This window comes from Lacisediminihabitans sp., assembly GCF_036404185.1.
GTDB lineage: Bacteria > Actinomycetota > Actinomycetes > Actinomycetales > Microbacteriaceae > Lacisediminihabitans.
Window position 1 is genome coordinate 1 of sequence record NZ_DASWPB010000084.1, and the last position, 14,582, is coordinate 14,582.

Sequence of the window (14,582 nt, forward strand, 5' to 3'; positions counted from 1 at the left end):
GCGGCCGGAGATCTACGTCTTCGACGACTCCTTCTCCGCCCTCGACCTGGCCACGGATGCCCGGCTCCGCCGCGCGCTGAAGACCGGCGTCGCCGGGGCCACCATGGTGATCGTCGCCCAGCGGATCTCGACGATCGTCGACGCCGACCAGATCATCGTGCTCGAGGACGGCCGGATCGTCGGTCGCGGCACCCACGAGGAGCTGCTCGAGACCTCCCCGACCTATCTCGAGATCGTCGAATCGCAAGCGACCGTGGAGGAAGCAGCATGAGCGAGAACACCACGGCCAGACCGGCCAGGCCGCCGATGCGGCGCGGACCGGGAGGCGGATTCGGCGGGAGCATGCCGGCCGAGAAGTCGATGAACTTCGGTCCGTCTGCCAAGCGCCTGCTCGGGCGGCTGCGCCCAGAGCGGGCGAGGATCGTGCTCGTCACGCTCCTCACGCTCATCAGCGTCCTGTTCAGCGTGCTCGGACCGCGGCTGCTCGGCCAGGCCATCAACCTCGTCTTCGACGGCTCCATCTCCGCCTCGCTTCCCGCCGGCGCCACCAAGGCGCAGATCATCGCGGGCCTGCGGGCGTCCGGCAACACCTCGCAGGCGGACCTGCTCAGCGGCATGACGCTCACCCCGGGGGTCGGCATCGACTTCGCGGCGGTGGGCAACGTGCTCATCTGGGTGCTCGTGCTCTACATCCTCGCCTCGGTCTTCGGCTACCTGCAGGGCCTGTTGCTCAACGGCGTCACCCAGCGCACCGTGTTCCGCCTGCGCGAGGAGGTGGAGAGCAAGGTCAACCGGCTGCCGCTCAGCTACTTCGACAGGATGCAGCGCGGCGAGCTGCTCAGCCGCGTCACCAACGACATCGACAACATCTCGCAGACCCTGCAGCAGACGATGAGCCAGATGCTCACCTCGGTGCTCACGGTGATCGGCGTGATCATCATGATGTTCATCATCTCGCCGTTGCTGGCCGTGATCGCCCTCGTGACCATCCCGCTGACCATCATCATCACGACGGTGATCGCCAAACGGTCGCAGAAGATGTTCGCCGCCCAGTGGAAGCACACCGGCGAGCTGAACGGGCAGATCGAGGAGACCTTCACCGGCCACGCGCTGGTCAAGGTGTTCGGCCGCCACCGCGAGGTGGAGGAGCGGTTCAGGAAGAAGAACGACGAGCTGTTCGAGGCGAGCTTCGGCGCCCAGTTCGTCAGCGGCATCATCATGCCGGCCATGATGTTCGTCGGCAACCTCGTCTACGTCGCCATCGCCGTCGTCGGCGGCCTCATGGTCGCCGCGGGCACCATGGGCCTCGGCGACGTGACCGCCTTCATCCAGTACTCCCGGCAGTTCACGCAGCCCCTGACCCAGCTGGGCAGCATGGCGAACCTGCTGCAGTCCGGCGTCGCCTCGGCAGAGCGGGTCTTCGAGCTGCTGGACGCCGAGGAGCAGTCGCCCGATCCGGTGCAGGCCGCGACCCCCGGCCGGACCACCCGCGGCCGTCTCGCCTTCGAGGACGTGTCGTTCAGCTATTCGCCGGACAAGCCCCTCATCGAGCACCTGTCGCTCGCCGCGGAGCCCGGCCAGACCGTCGCCATCGTCGGACCGACGGGTGCGGGCAAGACCACCCTGGTCAACCTGATGATGCGGTTCTACGAGCTCGATGGTGGGCGCATCACCCTCGACGACGTGGACACCGCCACGATGAGCCGCGATGACCTGCGTTCCCGGATGGGCATGGTGCTCCAGGACACCTGGCTGTTCGGCGGCACGATCCGCGACAACATCGCCTACGGCAGGCCGGATGCGACGGAGGAGGAGATCCTGGACGCCGCGAAGGCGACCTACGTCGACCGCTTTGTGCACTCGCTGCCCGATGGCTACGACACCGTGCTCGACGACGAGGCCTCCAACGTCAGCGCGGGGGAGAAGCAGCTGCTGACGATCGCGCGGGCGTTCCTCGCGCGGCCGAGCGTCCTCATCCTCGACGAGGCCACCAGCTCCGTGGACACGCGCACCGAGGTGCTCGTGCAGAAGGCGATGAAGGCCCTGCGGTCCGACCGCACGAGCTTCGTGATCGCCCACCGGCTCTCCACCATCCGCGACGCCGACCTCATCCTGGTCATGGAGGCGGGGGCGATCGTCGAACAGGGCACTCACGTCGAGCTGCTGGCCGCCGGCGGCGCCTATTACCGCCTGTACAACTCGCAGTTCGCCGCCCCCGCGGTCGAGGAGGTCTAGCCGGGGCCGGGCGCGGCGGGACTACAGCCGCGCCCAGGCCTCGGTCAGGACACCCCGCAGGATGCCCTCGATCTCCTCGAACTCCGCGGGCCCGGTCGTCAGCGGCGGGGCGAGCTGCACGACGGGGTCGCCCCGGTCGTCCGCCCTGCAGTACAGTCCGGCCTCGAAGAGCGCCTTGGACAGGAATCCGCGCAGCAGCCGCTCGGACTCCTGCTCGTCGAAGGTCTCCTTGGTGGCCTTGTCCTTGACCAGCTCGATGCCGAAGAAGTAGCCGTCGCCGCGCACGTCGCCGACGATCGGCAGGTCGAGCAGGCGCTCCAGCGTCGAACGGAAGACCGGCGAGTTCTCCCTGACGTTCTCGAGCAGTCTCTCCTCCTCGAAGATGTCGAGGTTCGCCAGGGCGACGGCGGAGGAGACCGGATGCCCGCCGAAGGTGTAGCCGTGGTAGAACGCGGTCGTGCCGTGCCGGAACGGCTCGTAGATCCGGTCGCTCACGATGGTGGCGCCGATGGGGGAGTAGCCGCTCGTCATCCCCTTCGCGCAGGTGATCATGTCCGGCTGGAACCCGTAGGCGGTGGAGGCGAACATCTCGCCGATCCGTCCGAACCCGGTGATCACCTCGTCGGCAACGAGCAGCACGTCGTGCCGGTCGCAGATCTCCCGCACCCGCTGGAAGTACCCCGGCGGCGGGGGAAAGCATCCGCCGCTGTTCTGCACGGGCTCGAGGAACACCGCGGCGACCGTCTCCGGCCCCTCGAACAGGATCATCTCCTCGATGCGGTCCGCCGCCCATCTGCCGAAGGCCGCGAGGTCGTCGCCGTGCTCCGGAGCCCGGTAGAAGTTGGTGTTCGGCACCCGGAAGCCCCCTGGTGTGACCGGCTCGAACATCTCCTTCATGCCGGGGATCCCGGTGATGGCGAGGGCCCCCTGCGTGGTGCCGTGATAGGCGACCGCCCTGGAGATGATCTTGTGCTTGGTGGGGCGCCCCTGGAGCTTCCAGTAGTACTTGGCCAGCTTGAAGGCCGTCTCGACCGCCTCGCCGCCGCCCGTCGAGAAGAAGACCCGGTTGAGGTCGCCGGGGGCGTGGCCCGCGAGCCGATCGGCCAGCTCGATGGCGTTCGGATGCGCGTACGACCAGATCGGGAAGAACGCCAGCTCCTCCGCCTGCTTCGCCGCGACCTGCGCCAGCCGTCTGCGCCCGTGGCCGGCGTTGACGACGAAGAGCCCGCTGAGCCCGTCGAAGTACCGCTTGCCCCTGCTGTCCCAGATATGGTGGCCATCGCCCTTCACGATGATGGGGACCCCCTGACCGTCCTCCATCACCGACTGGCGTGCGAAGTGCATCCAGAGATGGTCCTTGGCCTTGCGCTGCAGCTCGGCCTCGTCGTGGTCGGTCATGCTCATCGTGTTCCCCAGTTGTAGAACTGCTTCTGCAGTTTGAGATAGACGAAGGTTTCCGTCGACTGCACCCCGGGAATCCCGCGGATCTCCCGGTTGAGCAGCTGGATGAGGTCCTCGTCGCTCTCGCAGACGACCTCGGCGAGGATGTCGAAGCTTCCCGCGGTGAGCACCACGTAGTCCACGGCGGGCAAGCGGCTGAGCGTGTCGGCGACCACGGTGGTGTCCCCGCTCGCGCGGATGCCGATCATCGCCTGGCGATAGAAGCCCAGCTGCATCGGATCGGTGACGGCGACGACCTGCATGACGCCGGACTCCGTGAGCTTCTGCACTCGCTGACGCACGGCGGCCTCGCTCAGCCCGACCGCCTTGCCGATCTCGGTGTAGCTTCGCCGTCCGTCCGCCTGCAGCTGCTCGATGATGGCCTTGGAGACGTCGTCGAGCTGCACCGGTCTGGGGTTCCCGTTCATACCGTGATTCTGTCAGTGCATCGTGGCGAGGACAAGCGAATCCGCAGGTGTTTCCCGCACAGGACAACGAAATCGGTGGAAATTTGGTCTGGCCAGCACCGTCACCGCTGGCTATGTTGGGAGCATGGACGCAGCAGAACTCCGGAACTTCGTGGGCGGCGAGTACGTCGAGGCCACCGCGGAGACCGCCTTCGAACTTCTTGATCCCGCGACGGAGGAGGCCTACGGTCTCTCGCCCGTCTCCGGCCCGGCCGACGTCGATCGGGCCTTCGCCGCGGCCGCCGCGGCGTTCGAGGAGTGGGGCGAGACCACGCCGGCGGAACGGCAGCTCGCGCTGTTCCGGATCGCCGATGCGATCGAGGCGCGCGCGGAGGAGTTCGCCGACCTCGAGTCGAGGGACACCGGCAAGCCCCGCGCCTCGCTCGTGACCGACGAGATCCTGGTGTCCGTCGACCAGATCCGCTTCTTCGCGGGGGAGTCCAGGCACCTGAGCGGCATGGCCTCCGCCGAGTACCTGAAGGACCACAGCTCGCAGATCCGCCGGGAGCCGATCGGGGTGATCGGGCAGGTCACGCCGTGGAACTACCCGCTCAACATGGCGGTCTGGAAGTTCGCCCCCGCGGTCGCCGCCGGCAACACGACGGTGCTCAAGCCCTCGGACACGACGCCGTCGTCGACGCTGCTCCTCGCCGAGGTGGCCGCAGAGTTCCTGCCCCCCGGAGTGCTCAACGTCGTCCTCGGCGATCGCGGCACCGGGGCCGCGATGATCGAGCACAGGATCCCCCGGATGGTGTCGATCACCGGCTCCGTGCGGGCGGGGATGGAGGTGGCCCGCTCCGCGGCGAGCGACCTCAAGCGGGTGCACCTCGAGCTCGGCGGCAAGGCGCCGGTCATCGTCTTCGACGATGCGGACCTCGGTCTCGCGGTCGAGGGGATCGCGGCGGCCGGATACTTCAACGCCGGCCAGGACTGCACGGCGGCGACCCGGGTGCTCGTCCAGGCGGGCATCCACGACGAGTTCGTCGCCGCTCTCGCCGCCCACGCGAGGGAGCACGCCACCACGGGGGATCCGCGGGATCCGGACATCCTCTTCGGTCCCGTCAACAACGCCGGCCAGCTCGAGCGGGTCGAGGGCTTCATCGAGCGGCTGCCGGACAACGCCGTGATCGAGCTCGGCGGTCACCGCCATGGTGGCAAGGGGTACTTCCACGAGGCGACCATCGTCTCCGGTCTCGAACAGGACGACGAGGCCGTCCAGGACGAGATCTTCGGACCCGTCATCACCGTGCAGCGGTTCGGCGACGAGGACGAGGCGCTCCGCTGGGCGAACGGCGTGCAGTACGGACTCGCCTCGAGCGTGTGGACCGAGAATCACGGACGGGCGATGCGCTTCGCCAAACACCTCGACTTCGGCTGCGTCTGGATCAACACCCACATCCCGCTGGTCGCCGAGATGCCGCACGGGGGCTTCAAGCACTCCGGGTACGGCAAGGACCTCGCAAGCTACGGCTTCGAGGACTACACCCGGATCAAGCACGTCATGTCCTACATCGGCCGGCGCTGAGCTCCTCCGCAGCCGAAGCATCCGGAGGGGGACGGAGAGGCCAGGCGGAAAAGGCGAGAGAATCGGTTCATGCAACCGGATGACCTCGACGACGACACCATCATCGTGTCCCGCACCCGTGCCCCCTCGGATCCGGGCCTGCCGGACGAGGACACCATCGTCAGGGGGACGGTGCTGCCGGACGAGTCCACCATCGTGCGGCCGCGGGCCGCCGGCTCGGCGGCCGTCACGTCGTCGGTGCCGCTCGAGGACTTCCATCGCTTCCGGGTCAACAACCACGAGCCCATCGGCCTCGACGCGCCAGCCGTCATCGGGCGACGTCCGGTGGCTCCGCGCGTCTCGAACGGACGCCCCCCGCGTCTCGTGCGAGTGCCGTCGCCGCTCCACGAGGTGTCCGCCGTGCACGTCGAGCTCAGGCAGCAGGGGACGACGGTGGTGGTGACCGACCTGCGGTCCACCAACGGGACGCTGGTTACCATTCCCGGAGCGGTTCCGCTTAAACTCCGACAGGGCGAGTCGGTGGTCGTCTCGACGGGCACCGTGGTGGATATTGGTGACGGCACCGTGATCGAGATCCTCCCCGGCCTTTCGCGACGCCCGCCCGTCCTCCCCTAGCCACCCCCTGTGAAAGGCCACCGTGACCGAAATCGGCCTCGCCGCCGCCGAGCGCACGCTGTCGGTACCCGGCCGCCCGGATGCCTCCCTGACCATCGCCTGGGGTGCGGGGACGGACACGGGGCATCGTCGCGACCACAATGAGGACAGCCTGCTGGCCGTCCCGCCCATCTTCGCCGTCGCCGACGGGATGGGCGGCCATTCGGCGGGCGACGTGGCCAGCGCCGCCGTCGTTACCCGGCTCTCCGAGGTGATCACGGCGGACTTCACCGAGGCGGATGCGATCGAGCAGGGGCTGCGTGCCGCGACGGTGGACATCGGACACGCCGCGGACGAGAAGCAGCTCGGCGTGGGCACAACGGTGACCGGCGCCGCGCTGACTCTGCTCGACGGCGAGCCGTACTGGATGGTGTTCAACGTGGGCGATTCGCGGGTGTACATGTTCGAGAACGGACAGCTGACGCAGGTCTCGGTCGACCACTCGGTGGTTCAGGAGATGGTCGACTCCGGCCTGATCAGGGCAGAGGACGCGGAGTCGCATCCGGACAGCAATGTGATCACCCGTGCCGTCGGCTTCAACGCGGAGCCATACCCCGACTACTGGATGGTGCCCGTGCGCGCCGGCCTCCGGCTGCTGATGTGCTCCGACGGGCTCACCAAGGAGATCAACGCCGAGCGCATCCGCCTGTACCTCGCCGCGGGGCTGAGGCCGTCGGACACGGTCGACGGCCTCATCGATGCGGCGCTCACCGCGGGCGGCAGGGACAACGTCACGGCCATCGTCGTCGACGTCCTGGAGGCGGCCGATTCGAGCGAGGTGGAGGACACCCTCCCCCGATCGCAGGTCCCCACGCCCTGACCCCCGAAAGGGGGGCAGAACGGGCCCGCCATCAGGACATTCGCTCCCGGGAGGCTCGGGGCGACGTGCCTACAATGGGACTTCACGCCGGGCGCCGTCATCGCGGATGAGGCTCGACCGCACTGCAGGAAGGGGGCACAGTGGCGCGACGCCTGCCATCGCAGCCTCCTGTGCTGTCCGGTTTCTCCCATGTGCGCGTCCTCGGCTCCGGCGGCTTCGCCGACGTTTTCCTCTACGAGCAGAACATGCCGAGGCGTCAGGTCGCGGTCAAGGTCATGCTCAGCGAGGTCGTCAACGACCAGGTGCGACAGATGTTCCAGGCCGAGGCGAACCTCATGGCGCAACTGAGCGCCCATCCCTCCATCCTCACCGTCTACCAGGCGAGCGTCTCCGCGGACGGGCGCCCCTATCTGGTCATGGAGCTCTGCTCCTCCTCCCTGAGCGAGCGCTACCGGCGTGAGCGGATCCCCGTCCCCGAGGTGCTGCGCATCGCCGTCAAGATCGGAAGCGCCATCGAGACGGCGCACCGGTCAGGGGTGCTGCACAGGGACATCAAACCCTCGAACATCCTGCTCACCGCCTACGGGCATCCCGTGCTCTCCGACTTCGGCATCGCCTCGACGCTGGCGGACTCCGGCTCGCAGGACTCGATCGGCCTCTCGATCCCGTGGTCCGCGCCGGAGGTGCTCATGGACGAGACCCCGGGGACGATCGCCTCGGAGGTCTGGGCGTTCGCGGCGACCGTGTATTCCCTGCTCGCCGGTCGGTCGCCCTTCGAGCTCGTCGGCGGTCCGAACACCTCGTCCGACCTGGTGTCGAGGATCAACAGGGCCAAGCCGCAGCCGATCGGCCGCTCCGATGTATCCCCCGGGCTCGAGCGGGTGCTGCAGAAGGCGATGTCGAGGAAGCCGGATGCGCGGCCGCAGACGGTGCTCGAGCTGGTGAGGGAGCTTCAGGCGGCCGAGACGGAGCTCGGGGTGCCGCAGACCCCCGTCGAGGTCGCCATGGACGACTGGGCGGTCGGGACGGTGGCGGATCTCGGGGATCGCACGCGCGTCCGCGGGGTCGCGGCGACCGCCGTGCAGAGCGCCGCCCGCCGGCGCCGCCGCAGGCTCGAGGACGCCGGCCGGAGCGGATTCGGAACCCCGCAGTGGCAGGAGACGGGCAGCGGCTCGGAGCAGAGGGATCCGCGCCCTTCGGCCGAGCGATCCGGGATGAGGCGCATGGCCTGGATGCTCGTGGTCAGCGCCGTGCTCGTCGTCGCGCTCGCGGCGATCGCCATCGTGGTGCTCCTGCGGGGGACCGCGGGCACCATCCCGAGGGTGTCCGACATCACGGCGGCGACCTCCGCCGGTTCCGTCGAGTTCGCCTGGCACGATCCGGGCATCAAGCCGGGCGACTCCTATCAGGTGACGACGGGAGACGGACGCTCGAGCATCCAGAGCACCGCCGCCTTCGTCGTGGACGCGACGGCGGGGGATCGCGTCTGCATCACCGTGGCGGTCAACCGCGAGGGCAAGACCGGGACGCCCAGCCGCGAGAAATGTGTGGACTTCGGGGGGTGACGGTCGCGCATGTTCAGACAGTGGCTCGGAGCTCATAGATCGCTGGCCGTCACGGCCACGAGCGGTTCCGTCATCGCCGCCCTCGTGGCGACGGTCGCGATCGTCTCGAGCGGATACACCGCGCAGCGCCTCGACCTCAACGACGGGTCGGTGTGGGTCGCCAACGGGCAGAGCCAGGCGATCGGCCGCGCCAACACGCAGGTGTTCGAGCTCAACACCGTGGTGGCCAACACGGGGTCCGACATCGACGTCGTCCAGCGCGGGGCGACGGTGCTGCTGGTCGATCACAGCGAGAGCAAGGTGGACATCGTCGACCCCGCGACCTCGAAGGTGCTCGACAGCGTCCCGCTTCCCCCGCAGGACCCCCGGGTGTTCCTCGCCGGCTCCAACGTCGTGATCGCCTCCCTCGGCACGGGACAGTTCTGGATCATGCCGATCGGTCAGCTGGCGAGCTTCGACGCGGAGTCCCAGCCGACCCTGAGCCTCGGCGGGAACGCCGTGGCGAGCATCACCCCGAACGGAGAGCTGTTCGTCTACTCCGCCGAGGCGCACCGCGTCTACCGAGTGGATGCCGCCCGATCGGAGGTCGTCGACCACACGGACACGGTGGCCGGTGACCTCGGCTCCGATGTCGGTCTGAGCTCCGTCGACGGCACCTGGGCCCTGCTCGATCCCGCGCGCCGGATCGTCCACACCGCGGGCGGCACGGTCGATCTCTCCTCGGTCATCGGGGAGGACCAGAAACCGGTGCTCCAGCAGGCCGCGGACGGCGCAGGGCAGCTTCTTGTCGGCTTCTCCTCCGGCCTCATGCAGGTGCCCCTCGACGGAGGGAAGGCCGAGCGCCTGGTGACCGGCAGATCCGGCACGGCCGCCGCGCCGATCGTGGCGGACGGCTGTCTGCTGGCGGCCTGGTCGGGGGGCTCCGCCTGGCGGCGCTGCGGAACGGAGCAGGCGACCATGCTCTCGCTCGACTCCGTCCCGGTCACCGCCACGAGGCTCGGCTTCGTCTCGAACGGGGACAGGGTCGTGCTGAGCGACCCGCACGGCGGCGCCGCCTGGGCTGTGCAGCAGAACGGCGAGCTCATCGACAACTGGTCCGACCTCATCACCACCCGCACGGACGAACAGAAGGTGGAGGAGAACGACGCGAGCACCCCGCCGGACTACGAGAAGACCCAGCTGCCGCCGGTGGCCGTCGACGACTCGTTCGGTGCCCGCCCTGGACGGACGAGCCCGATGCCGGTGCTGCTCAATGACTACGACCCGAACGGCGATGTGCTCGTCATCTCCGACGTCACGCCCATCGACAAGAACGTCGGCAGGCTCGATATCGTCAGCGGCGACCAGCAGGTCCAGCTGACCCTCGCGGCGGGTGCAAGCGGCTCGATCTCCTTCGGCTACACGATCAACGACGGCAGAGGGGGAACGGCCAGCGCCACGGTCACCGTGACGGTCAGGCTGCCCTCGGAGAACTCGCCGCCGCAGCAGGTGAGGCAGAGCACGGCGCTCGTCGCCCAGGGCGGCAGGGTCACCACCTCCGTCGTCGGCGACTGGGTCGATCCCGACGGCGACCCCTTCTACCTCGCCTCGGCCTCGACGACGGCACCGGACACGGCCAGCTACCGGCCGGAGGGCACCGTGGTCTTCACCGAGAGCGGCGGGACGGGAAGCCAGCGGTCGGTGGCACTGGTCATGTCGGACGGACGGGATCAGGGCACGGGGAGCCTGGCCGTCACGGTCCAACCGAGTGGCAAGGTCCTGATCGATCCAGCCCCCTTCCTCGTGCCCGCCTACGCCGGTGAGGCGATCACGGTGAGCCCGCTCGATCACGTCCGCGGGGGGACGGGTCCGCTGCGGCTCGTGAGCGTCCCGGCCAAGAACGGCGTGACGATCACCGCGAACCTCGAGGCCGGAACGTTCCAGTTCGTCAGCGATCAGGTCGGCACCTACTATCTGGAGTACGTGGTCACCGACGGCGACCAGACGGCAACGGGAAGCATCAGGGTGGACGTGGCGGCGCCCCCGGATGCGAACACCCCGCCGATCACGATCCCCCAGACGGTCTTCGTCACCCCGCTCGGCACCCGCACGCTCGACGTCGCATCCACCGACATCGACCCGGCCGGCGGCGTGCTCCTGGTCACCGGCGTCGACACCGTACCGCCGGACTCCGGGGTCCGTGCCGAGGTGGTCGAACAGCGCTCGATCATGGTCACCCTGACCGCCCCGCTGAGCGGTCCCGTCGCCTTCGACTACCGGATCAGCAACGGGCTCGCCGAGGCGGAGGGCGTCGTGACCGTCGTGGAGATCTCGGCGCCGACGAGGATGCAGCCTCCGGTGGCGAACGACGACAGCGTGACCGTTCGCGTCGGCGACGCCATCGACATCCCCGTCCTCGACAACGACACGCAGGCCGACGGCGAGGAGCTGACCCTCAACCCGTTGCTCTCGACCGGGCTGCACGGCGACTCCGGTCTCCTGTTCGCCTCCGGCACCGTGCTGCGTTATCTCGCCCCGCAGAAGCCGGGGGACTTCACCGCCGTCTACGAGGTCTCGGCCCCGGACGGGCAGGTTGCGCAGGCCAGGGTCACGATCGCGGTGCGGGAGCCGGTCGCCGCCACCAACAACCCGCCCGTGGCGAAGACGGTCGTCGCCCGTGTGCTCGCGGGGCAGAAGGTGCGCATCGGCATTCCCCTGACCGGCATCGACCCGGACGGCGACTCCGTGCAGTTCCTCGGTCAGGCGACCAACCCGGAGAAGGGCACCGTCGTCGATGTGGGCGCCGATTACCTCGACTTCCAGGCGGGCGACTACTCCGCGGGCACGGACAGCTTCACCTACACCGTCATCGACAGCCTCGGGGCGAAGGCGACCGGCCTGATCCGGGTCGGCATCAGCCCGAGGCTCGACGGGGCCCGCAACCCCGTCGCCGTCGCCGACGAGGTGACGATCCGACCTGGCGGTACCGTGTCTGTGCAGGTGCTGGCCAACGACTCCGATCCGGACGGCAGCGCCCTCACCGTCACGAAGGTCGAGCCGAACAGCAAAGACATCGTGGCGACCATCGACGGCGACATCGTCAAGGTCACGCCACCGAAGGCCACCGGCAGATACGGTCTGGTCTACACGATCCAGAACGCCTTCGGCGGAACCAGCTCGAGCTTCGTCACGGTGGTGGTCTCGCCGACGGCGCCGCGGGCGTACCCGGTCGTCAGCGACACGGTGCTCACCCTCACCGACATCCTCGGCCGGCAGACGGTCGACGTCGACGTGCTGAAGAACGTCTTCTTCGCCGACGGCGAGGTGAACACGCTCAAGGTCTCCCTGCTGCCGGGATACGCGGAGGATGCCTCGGTCACCGCCTCCAAACGGGTGCGGGTGACGATCGCCGACAAGAGCCAGATCATCCCCTTCGCGGTCACGCATCCGGACGACTCGAGCATCGTCTCCTATGCCTTCATCTGGGTTCCCGGGCTCGACGACGCCCTTCCGCAGCTCAACCGCAGGGCCGCGGCGCTGACCGTCCCGAGCGAGTCGACGCTCACGATCGATCTGGACGACTACGTCGTGGCCGTCGGCGGCAAGAGCGTGCGCCTGACCGACAGCGCGAGCGTGCAGGCGGCCCACTCCAACGGCGCGGACCTGGTGGTGAACGACCACACCCTGCGCTTCACCTCGGCGGACAAGTATTTCGGGCCGGCCTCCATCTCCTTCGAGGTCACCGACGGCACGTCGGGGAACGACCCGAACGGGCATGTCGCGACCCTCGTGCTGCCGATCACCGTCACGCCGAGGGAGAACCAGCCCCCGCTGTTCGTCGGCGGTCTGATCGACTTCGAACCGGGCGAGTCCAAGGAGATCGATCTGGTCAAACTGACCAGCTATCCCTATCCGAAGGACCTCGACGAGCTGGTCTACTCGGTGCTCGGCACCCCTCCCACCGGCTTCAGCTACACCCTGACCGGTCAGAAGCTGACGCTGCGTGCCGACGAGGACGCGCAGAAGAACACCACCACCTCGATGCTGGTCGGCGTGAAGGACGCCCTGGCGAACGGTCAGGCCGGGCGCATCCAGCTCTCCGTCGTCGCCTCCAGCCGTCCGCTCGCCTCTCCCGCACCCGACTCCGTCGTCGCGCCCCGAGGCAAGACGACCACCGTCGACGTGCTGGCCAACGACGAGGCCACCAATCCGTTCCCCGGCAAGCCGCTCAGGGTGCTGGCGATCAGGGGGCTCGGCGGCGACTCCGTGCCGGACGGGCTGACCATCAGCCCGAGCTCCGACAACCGGCGCCTCACCGTCTCGGCCTCCTCCTCCGCGGAGCCGGGCAACACGACGCTGCAGTACGAGGTGGCGGATGCGACGGGCGACCCGGATCGGTACGTCTGGGGCTCCGTCACCGTGTCGGTCCAGGATGTCCCCGACCCGGTGACCGGTGTCACGGCGACCTCCTTCGGCGACCGCACGATCACCCTGCGCTGGAACCCGGGTGCCTCCAACAACGCGCCGATCACCGGCTACGTGGTCTCGCTATACTCCACGTCCATGGATCTCCTCTCGAAGACCCCCTGCGCCATCACCGTCTGCGACGTCACGACTCCGGGCAACGGCCCGAACAACGCCGTGCGGGTCAGGGTCACGGCGACGAACGCGATCGGGGACTCCGCGCCGACCGGGCTGGACCAGGCGATCTGGTCGGACATCGTTCCTCCCGCGCCGGACGGCCTGACCACCGCACCGCTCGACGGCGGGCTGACGATCACCTGGGACCGGGTGACGGCCCCGTCGGGGGCGAGTCCGGTGAGCAGTTACCACGTGACCGCCGGCTCCGCCTCCGTCGATGTCGACCCCTCGCGCTGCTCAGGGGGCACCTGCTCCACCCAGGTCTCCGGCCTCGCCAACGGGCAGACCGTCGCGGTCGCCGTCAGCGCGAGGAACGGCTCCTACGGGCCGCTCACCACCTGGAAGTCCTCGACGACCACCGGGATCCCCGCCGGGAGGCCGCGGGTGGTCGGGAACCCTTCCGCCGCGGCCACCGACAGCTCGATCCAGGCGAGCTGGAACGGGGTGTTCGACGACAACGGGCGCCCGATCACCGGTTATCTGGCCGTCGCCTTCACGGGCACGGCGCCGGACTGCTCCGGCGTCAGCGAGGACGATGCGAGCATGGCCACCTCGAAGACCTTCACCGGGCTGTCGAGCGAATCCGACTACTCCGTCGTGGTCTTCGCCTGGAACGAGATCGGCTGCCGGGCGAGCGCCGCGGTGGCCGCGCACACCAGTCCTGGTGTCGTCACCGCGGTCTCCGCCACCGGCCCGGAACAGCACGGCGGGAGCGCCACCTACGACTTCACCCTCACCGGCGCCTCGATCGGGGGGACGACGCTCTCGGGCGACTACAGCTATCTGTACCGCATTGTCTCCGGCGGCGCCGCGACGGACCAGCGCGCCGCCGTCTCGGCCGGGGCGGCACTGATGCCCGATTCGAAGCAGTACGGCACGGACGTCTCGCTCGAGGTCCGGGCCTGTCGCACCTATCCGGACGCCGGCACGATCTGCCAGGCGAACTGGTCGGCCGCGTTCCACCTCGGTACCCCGGTCGACCCGCAGGTGGGCACCGTCGCCTTCGCCGCGGACTCCGACGGGATCGGCGGCGTGTTCAGCTGGGTCTGGCCATCCAGCTTCGCCGGCTACGAGAGCCTGCAGTACTCCTGCTCCGGCGCCCCCTTCGTCGACGCCGCCGCAAAGGACCAGTCGGGCAGCTGCCACGTCGCGACCCTGCTCTCGCCCACCCTGACCATCCGGGTCACCGCCAACGGCGGGCGCGCATACACCGTGACGTACGACCAGGGCGGCCGGGTTCAGTAGCGTGGTAACCG

8 protein-coding genes and 1 pseudogene are annotated in these 14,582 nt (G+C 68.9%); 7 read left to right on the top strand and 2 right to left on the bottom strand.

All coding sequences use genetic code 11. The features are described from left to right. Together VGC18_RS05190 and VGC18_RS05195 are read left to right on the top strand one after the other, a co-directional pair. A pseudogene (locus tag VGC18_RS05190) lies at positions 1–271 on the top strand (ABC transporter ATP-binding protein); the annotation flags it as partial. Then, a complete protein-coding gene (locus tag VGC18_RS05195) occupies positions 268–2,235 on the top strand; it encodes an ABC transporter ATP-binding protein (RefSeq protein ID WP_331094936.1) in 1,968 nt (655 codons plus the stop codon). The pseudogene VGC18_RS05190 and the gene VGC18_RS05195, both read left to right, overlap by 4 nt. Before the next feature lie 21 nt (positions 2,236–2,256). Here the strand turns inward: VGC18_RS05195 and VGC18_RS05200 are convergent, their stop codons facing one another. Together VGC18_RS05200 and VGC18_RS05205 are read right to left on the bottom strand one after the other, a co-directional pair. Continuing rightward, positions 2,257–3,633 (bottom strand): aspartate aminotransferase family protein, encoded by a 1,377-nt coding sequence (locus VGC18_RS05200; protein WP_331094938.1) that lies wholly within the window; start codon positions 3,631–3,633, stop codon positions 2,257–2,259. Between the two features lie 2 nt (positions 3,634–3,635). Beyond that, positions 3,636–4,103: an Lrp/AsnC family transcriptional regulator gene (locus tag VGC18_RS05205; protein WP_331094940.1), complete on the bottom strand. Its 468-nt coding sequence runs from the start codon at positions 4,101–4,103 to the stop codon at positions 3,636–3,638. Positions 4,104–4,227: 124 nt separating this feature from the next. Here VGC18_RS05205 and VGC18_RS05210 point away from each other — a divergent pair, with 124 nt between their 5' ends. From VGC18_RS05210 to VGC18_RS05230, 5 genes are all read left to right on the top strand, one after another. Further along, positions 4,228–5,667 (top strand): gamma-aminobutyraldehyde dehydrogenase, encoded by a 1,440-nt coding sequence (locus tag VGC18_RS05210; protein WP_331094942.1) that lies wholly within the window; start codon positions 4,228–4,230, stop codon positions 5,665–5,667. A 69-nt stretch (positions 5,668–5,736) separates the two neighbouring features. After that, positions 5,737–6,282: an FHA domain-containing protein gene (locus VGC18_RS05215; RefSeq protein ID WP_331094944.1), complete on the top strand. Its 546-nt coding sequence runs from the start codon at positions 5,737–5,739 to the stop codon at positions 6,280–6,282. Between the two features lie 22 nt (positions 6,283–6,304). Further along, positions 6,305–7,141 (top strand): PP2C family protein-serine/threonine phosphatase, encoded by an 837-nt coding sequence (locus VGC18_RS05220; RefSeq protein WP_331094946.1) that lies wholly within the window; start codon positions 6,305–6,307, stop codon positions 7,139–7,141. A gap of 140 nt (positions 7,142–7,281) precedes the next feature. Then, positions 7,282–8,706 (top strand): serine/threonine-protein kinase, encoded by a 1,425-nt coding sequence (locus VGC18_RS05225; protein WP_331094948.1) that lies wholly within the window; start codon positions 7,282–7,284, stop codon positions 8,704–8,706. Positions 8,707–8,715: 9 nt separating this feature from the next. Continuing rightward, a complete protein-coding gene (locus VGC18_RS05230; protein ID WP_331094950.1) occupies positions 8,716–14,571 on the top strand; it encodes an Ig-like domain-containing protein in 5,856 nt (1,951 codons plus the stop codon). Positions 14,572–14,582: the final 11 nt, after the last annotated feature.